The organism is Capnocytophaga haemolytica, from assembly GCF_001553545.1.
GTDB classification, from domain to species: Bacteria; Bacteroidota; Bacteroidia; order Flavobacteriales; family Flavobacteriaceae; genus Capnocytophaga; species Capnocytophaga haemolytica.
Genome location: NZ_CP014227.1, coordinates 375,375 through 392,798, shown reverse-complemented (window position 1 = coordinate 392,798; position 17,424 = coordinate 375,375). Strand labels below are relative to the sequence as shown.

At 40.3% G+C, this 17,424-nt stretch carries 21 protein-coding genes; 5 read left to right on the top strand and 16 right to left on the bottom strand.

What is annotated here, in order from left to right:
* Positions 1–29 precede the first annotated feature (29 nt).
* The 4 genes from AXF12_RS01865 to rpsU all read left to right on the top strand — a co-directional run bounded on the left by AXF12_RS01865 (position 30) and on the right by rpsU (position 2,221).
* Complete coding sequence (locus AXF12_RS01865) at positions 30–275, top strand: hypothetical protein (protein ID WP_066427956.1); 246 nt, start codon at positions 30–32, stop codon at positions 273–275.
* Between the two features lie 8 nt (positions 276–283).
* On the top strand, positions 284–580 hold the full coding sequence (locus AXF12_RS01860; protein ID WP_066427955.1) for a Txe/YoeB family addiction module toxin: 297 nt from the start codon (positions 284–286) through the stop codon (positions 578–580).
* Between the two features lie 130 nt (positions 581–710).
* Positions 711–1,883, top strand: a complete 1,173-nt coding sequence (gene recA / locus AXF12_RS01855; protein WP_066427954.1) for a recombinase RecA — start codon at positions 711–713, stop codon at positions 1,881–1,883.
* 143 nt (positions 1,884–2,026) lie between these two features.
* Positions 2,027–2,221 carry a 30S ribosomal protein S21 gene (gene rpsU, locus AXF12_RS01850; RefSeq protein WP_066427953.1) on the top strand — a complete coding sequence of 65 codons (195 nt, stop codon included), beginning with the start codon at positions 2,027–2,029 and terminating at the stop codon, positions 2,219–2,221.
* An 83-nt stretch (positions 2,222–2,304) separates the two neighbouring features.
* Here rpsU and AXF12_RS01845 read toward each other — a convergent pair whose 3' ends face one another.
* The 7 genes from AXF12_RS01845 to AXF12_RS01815 all read right to left on the bottom strand — a co-directional run bounded on the left by AXF12_RS01845 (position 2,305) and on the right by AXF12_RS01815 (position 10,196).
* A complete protein-coding gene (locus AXF12_RS01845) occupies positions 2,305–4,707 on the bottom strand; it encodes a TonB-dependent receptor (protein WP_066427952.1) in 2,403 nt (800 codons plus the stop codon).
* A gap of 246 nt (positions 4,708–4,953) precedes the next feature.
* Positions 4,954–5,370 carry a CBS domain-containing protein gene (locus AXF12_RS01840; RefSeq protein ID WP_066427951.1) on the bottom strand — a complete coding sequence of 139 codons (417 nt, stop codon included), beginning with the start codon at positions 5,368–5,370 and terminating at the stop codon, positions 4,954–4,956.
* Positions 5,371–5,525: 155 nt separating this feature from the next.
* On the bottom strand, positions 5,526–7,010 hold the full coding sequence (locus AXF12_RS01835) for a leucine-rich repeat protein (RefSeq protein ID WP_074860939.1): 1,485 nt from the start codon (positions 7,008–7,010) through the stop codon (positions 5,526–5,528).
* A gap of 238 nt (positions 7,011–7,248) precedes the next feature.
* Positions 7,249–7,656 carry a hypothetical protein gene (locus tag AXF12_RS01830; protein WP_143325046.1) on the bottom strand — a complete coding sequence of 136 codons (408 nt, stop codon included), beginning with the start codon at positions 7,654–7,656 and terminating at the stop codon, positions 7,249–7,251.
* Positions 7,657–7,675: 19 nt separating this feature from the next.
* Positions 7,676–8,089 (bottom strand): hypothetical protein, encoded by a 414-nt coding sequence (locus tag AXF12_RS01825; RefSeq protein ID WP_074860941.1) that lies wholly within the window; start codon positions 8,087–8,089, stop codon positions 7,676–7,678.
* An 11-nt stretch (positions 8,090–8,100) separates the two neighbouring features.
* Complete coding sequence (locus tag AXF12_RS01820; RefSeq protein ID WP_066427947.1) at positions 8,101–8,487, bottom strand: hypothetical protein; 387 nt, start codon at positions 8,485–8,487, stop codon at positions 8,101–8,103.
* A gap of 2 nt (positions 8,488–8,489) precedes the next feature.
* On the bottom strand, positions 8,490–10,196 hold the full coding sequence (locus tag AXF12_RS01815; RefSeq protein WP_066427946.1) for a glutamine--tRNA ligase/YqeY domain fusion protein: 1,707 nt from the start codon (positions 10,194–10,196) through the stop codon (positions 8,490–8,492).
* A 235-nt stretch (positions 10,197–10,431) separates the two neighbouring features.
* Between AXF12_RS01815 and AXF12_RS01810 the strand changes: the two genes are divergently transcribed.
* Positions 10,432–11,148 (top strand): transposase, encoded by a 717-nt coding sequence (locus tag AXF12_RS01810; RefSeq protein ID WP_231909872.1) that lies wholly within the window; start codon positions 10,432–10,434, stop codon positions 11,146–11,148.
* Between the two features lie 34 nt (positions 11,149–11,182).
* On the opposite strand, the gene AXF12_RS01805 is transcribed toward AXF12_RS01810, so the two are convergent.
* From AXF12_RS01805 to AXF12_RS01775, 9 genes are all read right to left on the bottom strand, one after another.
* On the bottom strand, positions 11,183–11,749 hold the full coding sequence (locus AXF12_RS01805; RefSeq protein ID WP_066427944.1) for a hypothetical protein: 567 nt from the start codon (positions 11,747–11,749) through the stop codon (positions 11,183–11,185).
* A 158-nt stretch (positions 11,750–11,907) separates the two neighbouring features.
* Positions 11,908–12,063: a hypothetical protein gene (locus AXF12_RS12225; protein ID WP_159429727.1), complete on the bottom strand. Its 156-nt coding sequence runs from the start codon at positions 12,061–12,063 to the stop codon at positions 11,908–11,910.
* A 33-nt stretch (positions 12,064–12,096) separates the two neighbouring features.
* A complete protein-coding gene (locus tag AXF12_RS01800; RefSeq protein ID WP_066427943.1) occupies positions 12,097–12,459 on the bottom strand; it encodes a hypothetical protein in 363 nt (120 codons plus the stop codon).
* A gap of 12 nt (positions 12,460–12,471) precedes the next feature.
* Complete coding sequence (locus AXF12_RS12220) at positions 12,472–12,642, bottom strand: hypothetical protein (RefSeq protein WP_159429726.1); 171 nt, start codon at positions 12,640–12,642, stop codon at positions 12,472–12,474.
* Positions 12,643–13,082: 440 nt separating this feature from the next.
* Positions 13,083–13,283 (bottom strand): hypothetical protein, encoded by a 201-nt coding sequence (locus AXF12_RS01795; protein WP_066427942.1) that lies wholly within the window; start codon positions 13,281–13,283, stop codon positions 13,083–13,085.
* Positions 13,284–13,293: 10 nt separating this feature from the next.
* Positions 13,294–13,479 (bottom strand): hypothetical protein, encoded by a 186-nt coding sequence (locus AXF12_RS01790; protein ID WP_066427941.1) that lies wholly within the window; start codon positions 13,477–13,479, stop codon positions 13,294–13,296.
* A gap of 555 nt (positions 13,480–14,034) precedes the next feature.
* Positions 14,035–15,906 carry a tRNA uridine-5-carboxymethylaminomethyl(34) synthesis enzyme MnmG gene (gene mnmG / locus AXF12_RS01785; RefSeq protein WP_066427940.1) on the bottom strand — a complete coding sequence of 624 codons (1,872 nt, stop codon included), beginning with the start codon at positions 15,904–15,906 and terminating at the stop codon, positions 14,035–14,037.
* Positions 15,907–16,012: 106 nt separating this feature from the next.
* Complete coding sequence (locus AXF12_RS01780) at positions 16,013–16,483, bottom strand: hypothetical protein (RefSeq protein WP_066427939.1); 471 nt, start codon at positions 16,481–16,483, stop codon at positions 16,013–16,015.
* Positions 16,484–16,734: 251 nt separating this feature from the next.
* A complete protein-coding gene (locus tag AXF12_RS01775) occupies positions 16,735–17,322 on the bottom strand; it encodes a TetR/AcrR family transcriptional regulator (protein ID WP_066427938.1) in 588 nt (195 codons plus the stop codon).
* Positions 17,323–17,424: the final 102 nt, after the last annotated feature.

Sequence of the window (17,424 nt, the reverse complement as noted above, 5' to 3'; positions counted from 1 at the left end):
TCTGAAACCCACTTATCAAATAATTAAAGATGCAAACACAAACAGTAAAAGCAGATATCAACAGTGCTCATATACCAGTCATTGAGGCTATTTTACGACAGTTCAAAGCTAAAAATATCTCTTTTGAAGAAGTGAAAAAACAAAAAAAACAACAGAAAGATGATACTCTAATGACAAAAGAGGCCTATTTTGCTATGCTTGATGAAGCAAGTGTTGGTAAAAAAACAAGAATGAGTCTTGAAGAAATGAAAGCCTATTTAAAAACTATGAAATAGGGAGTACTATGGAAAATAATGAGAATAAATATGCTCTTGATTTTTCTGATAAGTATTTTGATCATATTAAAGAACACAGTAAATCTGGTCAGAAGAAGCTAATTGACAAAATAGAAATTCTCCTATCTGAAATTGAAATAGCTCCTAAGCAAGGTACAGGACACCCTGAGCCTTTGTTAGGCTACGGAGTACGTGATGTATGGTCACGTAGAATTGATGGAAAACACCGATTAACCTATGAAATTTTAGAAGATAAAAAAGAAGTCTTCATTATGGCAGCTTATGGACATTATAATGATAAGTAAAATTATAATATCAGCCCCACACTTCTAACCTTCAAATTTCTCAAAAAGAATTTGCACAGTAAAAAAACTTTACCTATCTTTGCAGTCCGTAACAAATAAAGTGAAACATTAATTAAAACAAAAAGCATATATGGCTAAAAAAGATGAAAAAGAAAAAGAGCTAAGCCCAGAAGAGGCAAAACGCAAAGCGCTAAAGCTCGCATTAGAGAAAATCGACAAAACCTTCGGTAAGGGCACTGTACGTGCCTTAGGCGATACCACAGTTGAGGATGTTGAGGTATACCCCACAGGCTCTATCGGTTTAGATGCTGCCTTAGGTGTAGGTGGCTACCCAAAAGGGCGTATTATTGAGATATTCGGCCCTGAGTCATCAGGAAAAACAACCCTTACCCTCCACGCTATTGCCGAGGTCCAAAAGCACAAAGGTACAGCCGCCTTTATCGACGCTGAGCACGCCTTCGACCGCATTTACGCACAGAAGCTCGGGGTGGACATCAAGACCCTACTGGTAACCCAACCCGATAACGGGGAACAGGCACTCGAAATCGCCGACACGATGATACGCTCAGGCGCTATCGACCTAATCGTTATTGACTCCGTAGCCGCACTGACACCAAAAGGTGAAATCGAAGGTGATATGGGTGACTCAAAGATGGGACTGCACGCCCGCCTGATGTCGCAAGCCCTACGCAAAATCACAGGTAGTGTGAGCAAAGCTAACTGCATTGTGATCTTCATCAATCAGTTGCGCGATAAATTAGGCTCTATGTACGGTCCTACCGAGACTACCACGGGAGGTAATGCGCTGAAGTTCTACGCCTCAGTACGCTTGGATATCCGAAGAGCTGGTGGGGCGCAAACAAGTGCTGCTATCAAAAATAGCGATGGTGAAATCATCGGTAATAAAACCCGTGTAAAAGTAGTAAAGAATAAAGTTGCTCCACCGTTTAGGTCTGCTGAGTTTGATATTATGTTTGGAACGGGGATATCAAGGATAGGTGAGCTGCTCGATATAGGTGTTGAATCTAATATAGTAACCAAGAGTGGCTCATTCTACAGCTATAATGGCTCAAGGTTAGCACAAGGTCGTGATGCCACTATTGCCATACTGAACGATAACCCTGAAACAGCAGAAGCCATAGAGGCTGATGTACGTGAGTGGCTTAAACATAACGAATTAGGGGCAAAACCTAAGAAAAGTAAAAAAGGCAAAGGTAAAGACAAAGCCTCAAAAGCCACTGAGTACGACGATGAAGATGTGGAGGAAGTAGATGATGACGACTACACAGAAACAGACGAATAAGCAAATACATTTATTTTATTAAGAAAAAGCTACCCAAAAACATTCGGGTAGCTTTTTTATTAAAAAATAGTTTATAAAACGCTTGCACATTCAGAAAATAGTCGTACCTTTGCCGCCGTTAAATGAGAGGAGGTGTATCAAATATGCTAATTATTCCAATAAAAGACGGTGAAACCATCGACAAGGCGCTTAAACGCTACAAACGCAAATTCGACAGAACTGGGGTTGTTCGTAAGTTACGCGAAAAACAACATTATACCAAAGCATCAGTAAAGCGTAGAAATGAAATTCAAAAAGCGCAGTATATTCAGCATTTGCGCGACTTAGAACAAATATAGCTTCATTGTATTTAAGATTAAGATGAGAAAAGCGGCGCCTTTTAGGCAGCCGCTTTTCGTTAATAGTAGTAATCAATGAGAAGTTATATCTTGATCTTTATACCAGCAAACACAGTGCGTGGCAAAGCAGGTCCGTAGATATAATCAGAGTCTCTAGTTTTGCCTGTGTCAAAATCATTCTGGTATTGGTTGAAAAGGTTCTTTACCCCTACACTCAGCTCCGTTTTGAAGAACTTGTTGGAAGTGATTTCGTAGGTGGTATTCAACCCAAAATCAAAGAATCCTTTGCTCTTTACCAAAGCGTTGAGTGCTTCATCTTCATTCTTGTGTATCAACTTCATCGGACCTGTATAAACCGTTACTAAGTTGATATCCCAATTCTCAAGAGGCTTATACGTAGCAATCAGATTGCCATATACATCAGGTGTACGCAAAATGGCATCAGAGGTTACATTAGGCTCTGGGGTCTGCACACTGTTGTACTTCGCACTTTGTACGGTAGCCCCTAATTGCATTATATACTTGCGGTTAGGGCTGTATTTAAACTCAACATTTACCCCTTTTACCACTGCCCCATCTGAGTTTACTTTTTGTCTGATGGCTAAGCCATTTTCCTCTCCTGCATCTTCATAAGTGAAGCGGTCGTGCAAAGCTGTGTAAAACCCTTCAATCATCGCTACAATCTGGTGATCATCGTGTGCGTGATTGTATTCAAACGAGGCGGTAAAGCTATCCGAGGTTTCTTTCTTCAGGTTATCAGCTAACTTCACCTTGCGCACCTCACCTGTGTTGAGCTCAGCGTGTACGTCTTCTGCAAAGAAGAAAGGTGCACGGAAGCCTCGTGCGTACGATCCACGGGCTATAAAGCTATCAGCGATATTCCAAAGCACACTCGCACGGGGGTTTAAGGCTGTAATAGTATTATTTACGCTGGGCTCTGTGCCTTGCCCTTCGATGTGGTATTTCACATTATCCAAACGCAAGCCCACTAGAAATTTAAACTTAGGACTAAGTCGCCAATCTGCTTGTGTGAACAGCCCAAAGCTATTCGAATGCTGATTTACGGCAAGGATATCAGGGTTCTCGCGTTTCTCATTGATTTTGTCATATTGGTACTCCGTTCCTGAAGTCCATTGCAGGTTGCCTTCTCCTATGGGAAAATAGCCTGTATGCTGTCCTCCTGCCAATACGGTTTTTTCCTTAGTAACGCCATACAATAGCGAGGATGCATAATAATCAGGCTTTGTGAGGTCGTCCTCAGTGATTTTATTGCCATCGTCATCTACTTTGGGAAGTCCTGTGTTAGGGTCTATCACATCCTTTTGTTCATAGAGCAATCCCCCATAGAAGTTATCAGCTCGCGTATATTGCCCACTGGCGTATACAGAGAACTTATTGTTATAGCTTGGGGTAAAATAGTCGTAAGTAGCATTGCCCCCAATCATATCAGTACGGATAGATTCAGCCACACCTACAGTATGCTCAGGGCGATCGAGTTGGTCGCCTCCTCGACGGTTCTCGTTGCTTACATTCAGCTCAGCAGTAAGTTTCTTCCTATCAGTGAAGTCGTTGAAAAACTTACCTCCTGCGTTCACATTCTTGAGACGGGTGATTTCCGAAAATCCATCGCCATTCGCATCATAAGCCTGACGCTGACGACTCATCGCATGGAACGATAATCCTCGCATATAATTCTCATTCACTAACGAGCCGTTAAAAGAAGAAATGTAATCCGCAGCTTCACCCCCGATGAGGCTTGCTGTAACGCCCGCTTGTGCTTCATTAGCAGTGGGCTCTTTAGTGATTACGTTGATAGTACCTGCAATAGCGTTTGAGCCAAACAGTGCTGAGCCTCCCCCGCGAGTTACCTCAATCCGGTCGATCATATTGCTGGGGATCTGCTCCAGCCCGTACACTCCATTGAGCGACCCAAAAATCGGGCGGCTATCAATCAATATCTGTGAGTAAGCTCCTTCCAAACCATTGATGCGCACCTGCGAGAAACCACAGTTTTGGCAATTGACCTCAGGGCGTAACCCTGGTTGGAATACCAAACCCTCCATCAGTGTGTGAGCTCTTACCTTGGCTAATTCTTTATTGGTGGTTACCGTCACCAGCACAGGAGCATTCTTGCGTGTTTCCTTGGTTTTGGTAGCCGTAACTACCACTTCATCAATCCCAAGCACATCTTCCTTAAGACTGATATCCTTCACTAATGTGTCATTCTCAGCAATATTCACCTTATCATTATAAGGGATATAACCTAAGCCTTGCACCTTAAAGCGGTACTCACCTGCTGGTAGGTTGAGTTCATAATTACCATTGCGGTCAGATACCGTCCATTTCTTGTGTCCTCTTGCCTCTAAGAGAATTGATACAGCCTCCACCGCTTGGTTGTCCGAGGTAATTCTCCCCCTAATTGTAGCATTCTGGGTAAATCCTAACGTGCTGATCAACATCACAGCACCTATTAAATACGTCTTCATATAACTCAGTTCTTTATGATTGTTAAACTTAATTCGCAGCAAAGGTAAAACATTTTTAGATAATGCTAAAATTATTTATTAGATATTTTATAAAATTATTTTTAAAACTAATAGCTATACATCTGTTTTTACAACATAACTCACTCATTATACGTATAATACAATGCTACAAATCTTTTAAAAAGACCCGTAAAAAAAGCTACACCCAACAATGAGTATAGCCTTAAAATCAATGATTATTACTAATTAATACTGCTCTAAAAGGTAACGTATCAAGTCGGTAGTGGTTACCAAACCTACCAACTTACCTTTATCAAGCACTGGGATAGAGTGGAAACTCTGTTTAGCGAGTATTTCAGCTACTTCCTTAATAGAAGTGTCTGCCTCAACGGTTAAGGGTGTCTTAGCCATTATCTGCGGGATTGTGTACATATCGTACACCACCGAAGTTACCTCTTCCTCGCCATCGGTCATATCAGCAAAGCTAATGCGCAATAGGTCGGAATAACTTACAATACCAATAATCCTATCGCCTTCCACTACGGGTATATGGCGGATGTTGTGTTTCTTAAACAAACGCTCTGCCTCATAGAGCGAATCGGTAGGAGAGAGCGTTACCAACTCTCGGGTCATAATCTGTGATACGGGTACTCTTTGTTTCATAATACAATTTATTCTTGATTTCTATCCCACAAAGGTACAACAATAAATTATACAAAGCAAGCAAAAGCTGATTTATTTTCACCTAATATATTATAAAGAACAGCGCGATGAGCTTACTCATCGCGCTGTAAGTATTTAGTAATTAAAATTCTTTATTATAACCTTGTAAGTGGTAAAACACTTTTATCCGCAGTACCGCCTCCTCTAAAGTTAGAAGCTGCTTGTAGCTGCCTGCTATACTCTCCTATTGAAGACTCTTGTACATATAAATATCTATTATTAGCATTACTTGAATCAAAAGCTCCCGCTGCATTAGCTAATTCTTGTACCTCTCTCTTTACACCTGGTATAATTGTTTGAGGCAGTGAAGTTAAACCTTTCGGTGGGGTAGCTCCTCTAAAAACAACCTTTTGTAAGATTGTACATCCGTGAAGAGATTCATTACCTAAGTGTGTTAATGTAGCAGGAAAGTCAATAACTTTTAACTGCTTTGCGTTTCTAAATGTATCATAGCCCACTTTTTGTACCTTAGGCATTGTTACAGAAGTAAGTTGAATCCCTATAGGGTTAGCTTTATTATTAAATAAGCTACCTACTATCTCAGTAACATTATTAAAGTTGATAGTCTTTACTTCTGGGTGCCCCTGAAAGGCAAACTCAGCTACTTTGGTCACTTCTGCTGGGATAGTAACATCTGTAGGTAATGTTACACCTGCTTTTATTTTAAGCAATACGCCATCTTTAATGTCAAAGTATTTATCCCCACTTGGTTGTACTACTTTCAGTCTTAGTTCACACGTCTGCTCATCACCATTCTTAATTGTGATAATAGCATTGCCCACACTTAACCCTTTTACTGTTATACCTGTATAATCATACTGGTCTGGTATAACCTGTCCTGTTTGATTTTTCTTAGGAGTACGGATATAATTTACTTGTGCATAACCGTTTGTTTCGATATCACCTATTTTCTCATAAATACCATTAAAAGAAATCTGATACTCAACGCCTACTTCAATAGTGCTTGGCGCATTTAATGGTTCAAAAGGTATAGTTACATACACAGGTATCTCAAAGCCGTCTTTATAAAGTTTCTCATCTGAGATACGTATTTTACCTGAAACTCCTTTGGCAATGCCTGTTACGAACAACTTTCCTCCATCTTGTCTTACAGTAGTAGCTGCACTTGATAGTGATTCAATCTTGTAATTGCCTGAGCCTTTCAGTACTCTATCGGTTATCTCTTTTTCTACTCTTTCTTTGAGAAATAGCATCTTAGCCTCTACTTCAAAGCCATTTTTCTCTTCCTTGGTTTTAGGAGTTACAGTTACCTCAATAGTAGCCTTATTACCCAATAAGTCATAGACATCCACATTAGCAGTCCCTACCTTTTTACCAGTGATTTTAAGTTGTGTAGCAACCCCAGTAAAGTCAGCAGTCGCTATCTCTTTTTTAGATGAAATAGGTTGCTTTAAGTTTGTCTGTGAGGACACCTTTACAAAAGCAGTTTCCCCCTCAGCCACTTTTACCTTATCTGGTAATAACCCTAAAGCCGATTCCCTATCATTGTCTTTTTTGCAAGACAACAGCCCAATGCATAGCATTGCCACAGTTAGAACGATTAATTTACATTTTTTCATTGCTAGATTAGATACTTCTTATTAAATTTCGGGACAAAGATAGATCTATTTCTCTTTATATGCAAGATTTTTATATAATTATTTTGTTATAAATATAACGTTGTTTCAAGAAATATCTCTATATTATTTATTTACAACAAATTACGATATAACATTTATATAATACTCTTTCGCTAAAATTTAATAATTAATTATAAAAAGAGTGCTTTTCTTACAAATAATCAGTCGCTTACCACTATTAATACTCTCTAAATCGACCCCATATTTCTTTGAAAAGCCAGTCCCAAAGTTTATTGTCATTGCCATTCATCTTTGAGTATTCTCCCCTATCAGTAATTACAAAAATAATTTTATCCATATCAGGACTGCGACTCGGTCCCTCTTCTATCGCTTTGAACTGATCCACATCAATACTCTTTACCAATATATTCCACCCCTTAGTAGGCTTCTTAACTTTATCAATTGACACAGTGCGACATATCGTTGAATCCTTATCAACAATATAAATAGGGTACGACTTTGACCTACCTCCTAAAAAAGCAAGCGATATAGACCTTATTTCTTCTTTTGTGGGTTGCTTCGATTCATCTTGTGCATAGGTAGCAAAGGTGCAAACTAAACAGAATGCTAAAAAAAACTTTTTCATATTGTTAATTATTTTAATATTATTCTTTTTCTTCTTCAAACCGCCCCGTGATCTCCCAATAAAGCTGGTTCCAATAGCCACTCCGTGCCCCGTTGCGCTTGCGATACTCACCTCTATCTGTCTCAATCACAATGGTCTTATCCATTCCGTTATAAGCACTTTCGCTCTCACCCTCTCTCACCGCTTTAAACGCCACAATGTCAATCTGCTTTACAAGTCCCCACCAATTCACTGTGCTCTTCACAGTGGTTACAGGCTTGCTATTGTGCTTGCCTTTATAAACCATCTTGTAGGCAGTGGTGTCCTTATCAATAAAATACCGCGCTTCATACATCGCTCGCCCGCCTTCCAATTCAAGACCGACTGCTCGCACCACCTCTTTCTCCTGCGCCCTCACTCCAAAAGCACTCAACACCAGCACTATGTAAAACATTTTAACCCTATTTATAAGCGTTTCCGGCAAGCATCTACATACTTTGTAATCCACTCCCATTGAGCACCATTCCCATTATCCTTACTATACGTACCCTTATTGGTCTTAATGGTAATAGTAACAGATGCGTCGTATATAACCTTTCCCTTTATCTGTTTAAATGCTTCTAAATCAATTCCCTTTACAAACTCATCCCACCCCTTAGTGCACCTCTCCTTATAATTATCCTCTCCTGCTCTCATATATGAAATAGATGTAAAGACTGTTTTTTTCTCATCAATAATAATAGAGCTGTAACCCATATCTCCTGAAAAAGTCCTGCTAATTTCTATAATTCGTTCCTGCGCCTTTACTCCAAAAGCACTCAGCACCAGCACTATGTAAAACAGCCTCCTCATTATTAATTCGGTGTGCGCGTCGCACCCCAAGTGTCTTTCAGTCCTACGGTCTTGTTAAACACCAACTTTTCAGTACTGCTATCAGGATCTACACAGAAGTAGCCCAAACGCTGAAACTGTACCGTATCGCCTACCTTCAACTCCTTCAAGCTCGGTTCAGCATACCCCTTTACCACTTTTAAGGAATCGGGATTGATAAAAGTCAAGAAATCCTGCTCCTGCCTATCGGGTTCTGCTACAGTAAACAGGCGATCGTAGAGCCGTACCTCTGCCTCCACAGCGTGCGCTGCCGATACCCAATGCAGCGTGCCCTTCACCTTACGCGTGCTCGCCTCAGTGCCGCTACCGCTCTTGCTGTCAGGTTCGTAAGTGCAGTGTATCGCTGTGATATTGCCCTGTGCATCTTTCTCTACGCTTTCTGCCTTGATGATATACGCCCCCTTGAGCCGCACCTCACCACCGAGTTTCAAGCGGAAATACTTCTTGTCCGCCTCCTCTCTAAAATCCTCACACTCAATATATAGCTCACGGCTGAAAGGCACTTGCCTATAAGTCATTTCCTCCGCCTCAGGATTATTCTCAATGCTAAGCCACTCCTCCCCTCCTTCTGGGTAATTGTCAATGACAACCTTCACAGGGTCGAGCACTGCCATCACACGGTTCGCCTTCTTGTTCAAGTCCTCACGCACGCAGAACTCCAACAGCGACACGTCGATGAGGTTCTCGCGCTTAGCAATCCCAATAGTGTCGGCAAACTTGCGAATCGCCGCTGCGGTGTAGCCTCTGCGTCTCAAGCCTGAGATGGTGGGCATACGCGGATCGTCCCACCCGCTGACGTAGCCCTCAGTTACCAATTGCAGCAACTTGCGCTTGCTCACTATGGTATGACTGAGATTCCTGCGGGCAAACTCGCGCTGCTTAGGGCGTACTTTTGCCTCGTCGTAAAGCTGATCTAAAAACCAATCGTAGAGCTCCCTATGGGGCAGAAACTCCAACGTACAAAGCGAGTGGCTTATTTGCTCGAGGTAGTCGCTCTCGCCGTGTGCCCAATCATACATCGGGTAGATATGCCATTTGTCGCCCGTACGGTGATGCGAAGCGTGCATAATGCGATACATTATTGGGTCGCGCATCAGCATATTGGGCGATGCCATATCTATCTTAGCGCGCAGCACGTATTTGCCAGCCTCAAATTCGCCATTCTTCATACGCTCAAAGAGTGCCAAGTTCTCCTCCACACTCGTGTTGCGATACGGGCTCTCAGTGCCCGCCTGCGTAGGCGTACCCTTCTGCGCTGCAATCGCCTCCGAAGTCTGCCCGTCTACGTACGCTTTGCCTTTCTCAATGAGCAACACCGCCCAGTCGTACAACTCCTGAAAATAATCGGAAGCGTAGCATTCTTTGTCCCACTCAAAGCCCAACCAAGCCACATCGTGCTTGATAGCATCGACGTACTCCTGCTCCTCCTTGCTGGGGTTGGTATCGTCAAAACGCAGATTTACAGGCGCTCCATAGCGCAATCCGAGCCCAAAGTTCAGGCATATCGCGCTGGCGTGCCCCAAGTGCAAATACCCATTCGGCTCAGGGGGAAAACGAAATCGCAACTTTTTATAATCCAGACCGTTAGCAAGGTCTTCTTCGATGATATTCTCTATAAAATTATTCGAGCGCTCAGTCTCGGTAGTTGTTGGTTTATTCTCTTCTTGCATCTATTAAAATCGTTTACGAACTGCAAAGATACAAAATATATTTTAATCTCACAAAGTATTTTGTAAATATGTAAACTTTTCAAAAATAAAGAAGTTCCAGAATTTTTAGTACTTTTGTATTGTCAAACTAAAAATCTAAAAAAAAACTGGAACTATGTGCAAAGATACAATAATTAATTGGATTATACCTTTTTTGAGTGTAGGAAAACGAGGATTTTCTTCAAAATTCTGTCTTATGAAAATTATTACACTGATTTTTAAGAGATTAAAAACAGGATGTCAGTGGAGAGAAATTCCTATAAAAGAGCAATTTGAAGAGGGAGAAATCTCTTGGAACACCATCTATTACTACTTTAACAAGTGGAGCAAAGACGGCTCATTTCAGAGGGTATGGCTTAATATTTTAGAGAAAAACAAGAGTAAGTTAGATCTTTCTTGTGCTCAAATAGATGGTAGCCATAGTAAGACAAAAGGAGGAGAAAGTAGAGGGTTTCAAGGTAGAAAAGTAGCTAATACGACAAATGCTATTTTCCTTTGTGATAATCAGAGACAAATGTTAGCAATGAGTCCTCCAATGGCAGGAAATCATAATGACCTGTACGAAATAGAGAAGAATCTAAAGGCTATTTTTGAGTTCTTAGAACAGGCTGATATAAATACAGAGGGACTATTTATAAATGCAGATGCAGGTTTTGATAGTCAGTCAGTTAGAGATTATTTAGAGAGTAAAGATATTGTTGCTAATATCAAGGGAAACCCAAGAAATGGAGGTGAAAGAGATAATTATTTTGATGAAAAGTTATACGAAAGAAGATTTACAATAGAAAGGGCTAATGCTTGGATAGATGGGCAAAAAGCTTTATTGGTCAGATATGAAAAGTTAGGTGTCAATTGGGTGGCGATGCATCTATTAGCATTCAGTTTTTTCTTCCTTAGAAAAATAAAAGTTTAAACAGGTTCATATTTTAAACCCTTTAACAGCCATATCATCCTAATTTATAAATGTTTGTCTCTTTCAATTCATAATTATTTACTTGTAATTCTATTTTGGAATCACTCTTATATTCTTCAATAAATTTAGATATCTCTTTTTCTATTTGATTTCTACGAAAGTCAAAATTCCCCTGATCATATTTGTTTCTAACATTAAAAGCAATCACTTTCTCACAAATGTAAAAAGTAAGTTCATAGGTTTTCCTTCCCTTACACATTGTAAAATAAGTATATTCTAAATCTGGAGATTCTTGAATATCCTTAAGTTTCATTTGTTTTTTATTTATTAGTTCCGATAAAATAGCTTTATTTTCTTCTTTTGAGTGAGAGATATGATAGATTATTTCACTCTTTCTATACATACTTCTGACAAAAAACCAAACTGCAAAAACCAAAAAAAATGATAGAAATATTACTATACCTGTCTTATATCCACTATCATAATATATTACAAAAACACATTGTAGAGATACTAAGGAAAATATCACTAAGGATAGTACAAAGTAATTATATTTATTAATATCCAATCTCCCCAAAGAAAAAATCTTATAATGTTCCATAAATATTTATTTTTAAACTTAGGGAGAAACAAAATTCTCTTTATAGCGTATTTTTTTTTGTATTGTGCTCTTCTCCTTGTGAAAGACTGCAAGGAGAAGAGCAGGTTAATATTATACTAAGTAAGATTCTTATTCAAGAACCAAGTCTAAGGAAAATTTTAACTATTCCAACAATCTCCTATATAACTTTTGCCATCTATTACATCAATAAGATTAAAAATTATACCAGGAGTTGTCAGTGAAAAAGCTCCCCATAAAAAACAATTTACGCCTCCTTTTACAGAAACCATTCGATTAAAATCTATTCTTTTCATACTTTACTGATTTAATATTTTAGTAAAACTTTCTCATCTCATATTGTTACTACTTTTTTTCTCTTTTAAAATTGTTGTAATAAAAGAAGATACAGTAATAATCAATATTGGCAAAATGAAGACTCTTCTTATAGCTTCTATATTCAACATGCCGTTTTCCAAGAAGATATATGAAGATAGAAGAAATAAGCTACTTACTGCTGAGTACCTTGTAATTTCTTTCATCTCAATACTCTGAATAAGGTAATATAGTGTGATAATTAATGCTGGCAAAATAAATATTCCTTTTATTGTTGCTAGATCAAGTATATCACTTCCTAAAAAAATATACGAAGATAGAAGAAATAAGCCATTCGCTATCAAGTACACTTTGATTTCTTTTCTACCTGTTCTCATTTTTGTACAATACTAAAAACAATGAGCACTATCTGCGACAATACCTGCTGAAACCTCCCAAAAACCAGCACTAATAAATCCTAAGGCAATGGTTGCAGTTAAAGCAGCTCCACGAAGTAGGCACTCACGTCCTTTGCCTCCTCCCTGCACATTTTCCATTTGTTTTAAATTAAGTCTTTTCATACTCTTTAATAATTTAAAAGTGAAACATTAACTCTAATCACTCTATAAAGTATCCATTTAGCTAGCATAAACTCCTCTTTATAAAGTAAGTTTTCAGGTATTGCGCTCTTCTCCTTGCAATCTCTCACAAGGAGAAGAGCAAGTTAATTTATAATCCTAACGGATGAAGAAACTCTCTTAAAATAGAATTGTAACAATATCTTTTAGAAAATATTCTAAAACTCTTTCTCTACTACTAATATCCCTTTTCGCTGAAATGTTTGCTTATAAGCAAATAACAGAAAAGGAATAAAGAAAGCTAAGTCAAGATACGGATTCCAGCTATACCCCAATGCAAAAGCAACACTTGGATAAAGAGCAAATATCAATACAAAAATATAGGCAAATGTAAAAAACACATTTGTTATTTTACTGTATACTTTTGCCTTTGTAACCTCTTCTTATTTTAGCTCTTGCAAAGAAATAGGCATTGAAGTATACTTAGCAATTTTCAATTGTACCTCATTCGCATTCTCAGGAAGTCGCAATCGCTTCTCCCTGTCCCTAACTTTAAAAGAATCATATAACTTACCGTCTACCCAAACTTCACCATTGAGCAAATAAATCAAATAATTCTTATCAAAATGAAGTGCTAAATCCATAGGCTTAGTTTTAGCATCCTAATAATTCAGCAGTAAATCCAGCAGCAAAAACGCTTGCTGAAATTACAGCACCAAATCCTGTTACAGCTGTTGCTATACTCATTATAGTCGCAGCTCCTTTTAAGCCCTTTGATAGTCCAACGCAGTTATATCCGCCCTGCACATTTTCCATTTGTTTAAAATCTAACTTTCTCATACGTCTTTAAAATTATAAAAGTGAAACATTAACTCTAATCACTTTATGAAGTATCCATTTAGCTAGCATAAACTCCTCTCCATAAAGTAATTTTAACGATGCAAATGTAATAACATAAACATACTTTTGTCAAATATTTAATCAAATTTAACAAATATTTTAACATATTTAGTTTATAAAACGACTGTAATTCAGTAATATATAAATAACTATGTTAATATATTTAACAAATAAAATAATAGCTAAAACAGTATATATATATATATATATGAATTTAATAGAAATTAAATATAGTACAAATGCATTTTAATAGAATTAAAATCTTTTACAATATATTAATAACACGACACAAAGTATTATTTTATTAATGAAATAATAATAATTTATATAAATTATTATTAATAAATCAATAAAAGAAGTATTTTAATAAACACAAAAACAGCCCCCTACTTCCAACGCTTATATACAAATAATAAACGCGCTGAAAGAACCTCTCTCAGCGCGTTAGCTTATGATACATTATTCATTATGCATTATACATTATTCATTATCCTATCATCTCCCCATATAGATGAGCAAGATACTGACATCCGCTGGCGACACCCCGCTAATGCGCCCTGCCTGTGCCAAGGTAGTAGGGCGTATCTTCTTGAGCTTCTCACGTGCCTCAAAAGAGAGCGAAGTCAGACGGTCATAATCAAAGCTCTCAGGAATGCGGATATGCTCTAACCTGCTGAGCTTATCGGCATTGTGCTTCTCTTTCTCAATATAGCCGGCGTACTTCACTTCTATCTCTGCGCGCTCCTTTACCTCCGCTGTGATATGATGCTCGGCAATATAGCTTGCTACGGCAGGTATCGTCTCAAAATCCTCCAAGGTTACATCGGGGCGCGAAAGTACTTTCTGCATCTTATCACCCTGCTTCATCGGTGAGGACTGATACCGTTCCAATATGGGGTTTACCTCTTCGGGCTTTACACTTAGTTCTTGTATAAACGCGATAAAGTCCCTCGCCTGAGCTTCCTTAGCCTCAAAGGCGCGCATACGCTCCTCTGTTACTGTCCCGAGCTGATACCCCAGCGGCGTAAGCCTGCTATCGGCATTGTCTTGCCTGAGCAACGTGCGATATTCCGCCCGCGAGGTAAACATACGATAGGGCTCTTCTGTGCCCTTAGTGATGAGGTCGTCAATGAGTACCCCAATGTACGCCTCATCGCGGCGTAGCACAAAAGGCTCCTGTTCGCGCAATTTGAGTACCGCATTGATGCCTGCCATCAGCCCTTGCGCGGCTGCCTCCTCATAACCTGTAGTCCCGTTGATTTGCCCCGCAAAGTAAAGATGCTCCACGAGCTTGGTCTCTAAGCTATGCCGCAACTGTGTCGGAGGGAAGTAGTCGTATTCAATGGCGTAACCTGGGCGCAAGAACTTCACCCGCTCAAAGCCTTCCACTGCTCTCAGTGCCGCAAACTGCACGTCCTCAGGCAGCGAGGTCGAAAACCCATTCACATACATCTCCACCGTATGCCAGCCCTCGGGTTCGATAAAGAGCTGATGCCTATCCTTATCCGCAAAGCGATTGATTTTATCTTCTATTGAGGGGCAATAGCGAGGTCCCACGCCTTGTATGCGTCCTGTGAACATCGGCGAGCGGTCAAAGCCCGTGCGCAATAGCGCGTGCACGCGCTCGCTCGTGTAAGCCATATAGCAATCCTTTTGCACAGCGAGCGGCTGAGTTTCTGCTGAAAAAGAAAACTTCTGTGGGTGCGCATCGCCAGGTTGGGGGATCATCTTCGTAAAATCGAGTGAGCGGGCATCTACCCGTGGCGGGGTGCCTGTCTTCATACGCCCAGCCTCAAAGCCCTCTGCTACGAGCCGTTCGGTAATGCCACGCGCAGCGCCTTCGCCTGCTCTCCCACCGCCAAACTGTTTCAGCCCAATGTGGATCACCCCATTGAGGAATGTACCATTGGTGAGCACCACAGCCCGCGCTTTGATAGTTACGCCCAAGGCGGTTACTACCCCGCACACCTTGCCGTGCTCAATCACCAAGTCGGTTACCATATCCTGAAATAAATCAAGCATCGGCAAACTCTCCAAGCGCAGTCGCCACGCTTCCGAGAAACGCATCCGATCACTCTGTGCGCGCAGACTCCACATCGCGGGTCCTTTCGATTGGTTGAGCATCTTAAATTGGATCGCCGTTTTATCGGTGATAATACCGCTATAGCCGCCCAGCGCATCGATTTCGCGCACGATTTGCCCCTTGGCAATCCCGCCCATAGCAGGGTTGCACGACATCTGTGCGATATGCTGTAAGTTCATCGTGATGAGCAGCGTACGCGCTCCCATATTCGCCGCAGCCGCAGCCGCCTCGCTTCCCGCGTGCCCTGCGCCTACTACGATCACATCATAAATATCTGTAAACAATGTATAATAAATAATGTATAATGAATAATGTGCAGTAATAATATATAGAAAAATAATGTATAATTGCGGATAAAATCATTATCAATTATACATTATACACTATACATTATTTTAAGCATTGGTAAAGTTCCTTCATCGAACGCTCGAAGCGCTTGATGAGCTTAGGGTTGGTTACCTCACGCCTGAGGATAGGCTGCTCATACCACGTAGTGTCGGCACCCGCTTTGCTATGGCTGAGCTCCAACTGGTTATCAATGCTCACGATAAAGTAATAATCCGAAGGGAAGTAAGCATCCTTCTCGTCAAAGAAAACGATCGCCTTTGGCAGGTAGAAATCACCATACTCGTAAGTGGTATGAGGCTTCTCGTTGTTCCAAATCACAGCGTACTTAAAGCCTTTCTCACGCCGCCAAAACAGCAGGCCACCACTCTTCTGTGGCAGCTCAAAAATATGCAAAGCATCCTCAGCAATGTAAGACGCCTTATCGATAATTCGGTTGAAAAAGTTCGGCGTAATCACGTCATTCTTAAAGGGAAGCCCGTGAAGTTTACGCTCTCTGTAATAAATCCTCGGCATAGTAATGTAGCTTTTAATAAATCAACATTAGCGATTTGAGGGGCAAAGGTATAACAAAAATCCGTAATAAAAAAACATTTCACACATAAAATACTTTTTATCGCGCTCCACCCCTACCAAACAAACAAAAAATACAGCCTCAATTCGCACACACAGGGTAGTTTCTCCAATTCTTTTGCTTTGGTGCTGCCTACAAGTCCTGTTGTACCAATGACTATAATTTTACTCATAAATACACTATCATTCTCAACTCACTGACTATCAAGCATCATCTTCCCCCATTTATATATAAGTTCCTTGCGTTTTAGCATCTCTGCTTTAAACTCCTTAGCCTTAAAGATCGTACTGCGCGCCATAAAAGGGAAGATCACCATACCCAACAGTGCCGTAACAAACTGCCTGACATCCATCAAAGGGTTTACCTCCTTAATCTGCCCTGCGAGAGACGACCGTTCCAGCACCTCACGCACATCAATCAGTCCCCCCACAAAGTGAGGATTGCTGTCAATGATATGCATTATAAACATCGGCATACGAGGGTTCTCCAGCAGTAGCCCGATATAGTTATCGATCAGTGTTTTCAGTTTCTCATCAAGGCTCATCGTCTCATTATTGATAACAGGCGCAATCACCCCAAAGAACGTCTGCATACTCTCCTGCACCACCCGCTGAAAGAGCAGCTCCTTACTCTTAAAGTGATAATTCAGTAGCGCGAGGTTTGTGCCCGCCTCCACAGCAATATCACGTGCGGTAGTCGCCGCATAGCCCCGCTCAATAAAGAGTTTGCGTGCTGCCTCAAGTATCTTCTCCTGCGTACTTAAATCCGTTTTCTTACTCATAACAAAGTATCTTTCAGACGGCAAAGGTACAAAATAATAAATTAATGAGCAAAGAGTAGAGAGTAAAGCTATGCACTGCTCTCTAACCTCTAAACAAAAAAA

Coding starts and splice junctions, on each gene's coding strand:
- AXF12_RS01865 (WP_066427956.1), top strand. CDS start 30: ATGCAAACACAAACAGTAAAAGCAGATATCAACAGTGCTCATATACCA.
- AXF12_RS01860 (WP_066427955.1), top strand. CDS start 284: ATGGAAAATAATGAGAATAAATATGCTCTTGATTTTTCTGATAAGTAT.
- recA (WP_066427954.1), top strand. CDS start 711: ATGGCTAAAAAAGATGAAAAAGAAAAAGAGCTAAGCCCAGAAGAGGCA.
- rpsU (WP_066427953.1), top strand. CDS start 2,027: ATGCTAATTATTCCAATAAAAGACGGTGAAACCATCGACAAGGCGCTT.
- AXF12_RS01845 (WP_066427952.1), bottom strand. CDS start 4,707: ATGAAGACGTATTTAATAGGTGCTGTGATGTTGATCAGCACGTTAGGA.
- AXF12_RS01840 (WP_066427951.1), bottom strand. CDS start 5,370: ATGAAACAAAGAGTACCCGTATCACAGATTATGACCCGAGAGTTGGTA.
- AXF12_RS01835 (WP_074860939.1), bottom strand. CDS start 7,010: ATGAAAAAATGTAAATTAATCGTTCTAACTGTGGCAATGCTATGCATT.
- AXF12_RS01830 (WP_143325046.1), bottom strand. CDS start 7,656: ATGAAAAAGTTTTTTTTAGCATTCTGTTTAGTTTGCACCTTTGCTACC.
- AXF12_RS01825 (WP_074860941.1), bottom strand. CDS start 8,089: ATGTTTTACATAGTGCTGGTGTTGAGTGCTTTTGGAGTGAGGGCGCAG.
- AXF12_RS01820 (WP_066427947.1), bottom strand. CDS start 8,487: ATGAGGAGGCTGTTTTACATAGTGCTGGTGCTGAGTGCTTTTGGAGTA.
- AXF12_RS01815 (WP_066427946.1), bottom strand. CDS start 10,196: ATGCAAGAAGAGAATAAACCAACAACTACCGAGACTGAGCGCTCGAAT.
- AXF12_RS01810 (WP_231909872.1), top strand. CDS start 10,432: ATGAAAATTATTACACTGATTTTTAAGAGATTAAAAACAGGATGTCAG.
- AXF12_RS01805 (WP_066427944.1), bottom strand. CDS start 11,749: ATGGAACATTATAAGATTTTTTCTTTGGGGAGATTGGATATTAATAAA.
- AXF12_RS12225 (WP_159429727.1), bottom strand. CDS start 12,063: ATGAAAAGAATAGATTTTAATCGAATGGTTTCTGTAAAAGGAGGCGTA.
- AXF12_RS01800 (WP_066427943.1), bottom strand. CDS start 12,459: ATGAGAACAGGTAGAAAAGAAATCAAAGTGTACTTGATAGCGAATGGC.
- AXF12_RS12220 (WP_159429726.1), bottom strand. CDS start 12,642: ATGAAAAGACTTAATTTAAAACAAATGGAAAATGTGCAGGGAGGAGGC.
- AXF12_RS01795 (WP_066427942.1), bottom strand. CDS start 13,283: ATGGATTTAGCACTTCATTTTGATAAGAATTATTTGATTTATTTGCTC.
- AXF12_RS01790 (WP_066427941.1), bottom strand. CDS start 13,479: ATGAGAAAGTTAGATTTTAAACAAATGGAAAATGTGCAGGGCGGATAT.
- AXF12_RS01780 (WP_066427939.1), bottom strand. CDS start 16,483: ATGCCGAGGATTTATTACAGAGAGCGTAAACTTCACGGGCTTCCCTTT.
- AXF12_RS01775 (WP_066427938.1), bottom strand. CDS start 17,322: ATGAGTAAGAAAACGGATTTAAGTACGCAGGAGAAGATACTTGAGGCA.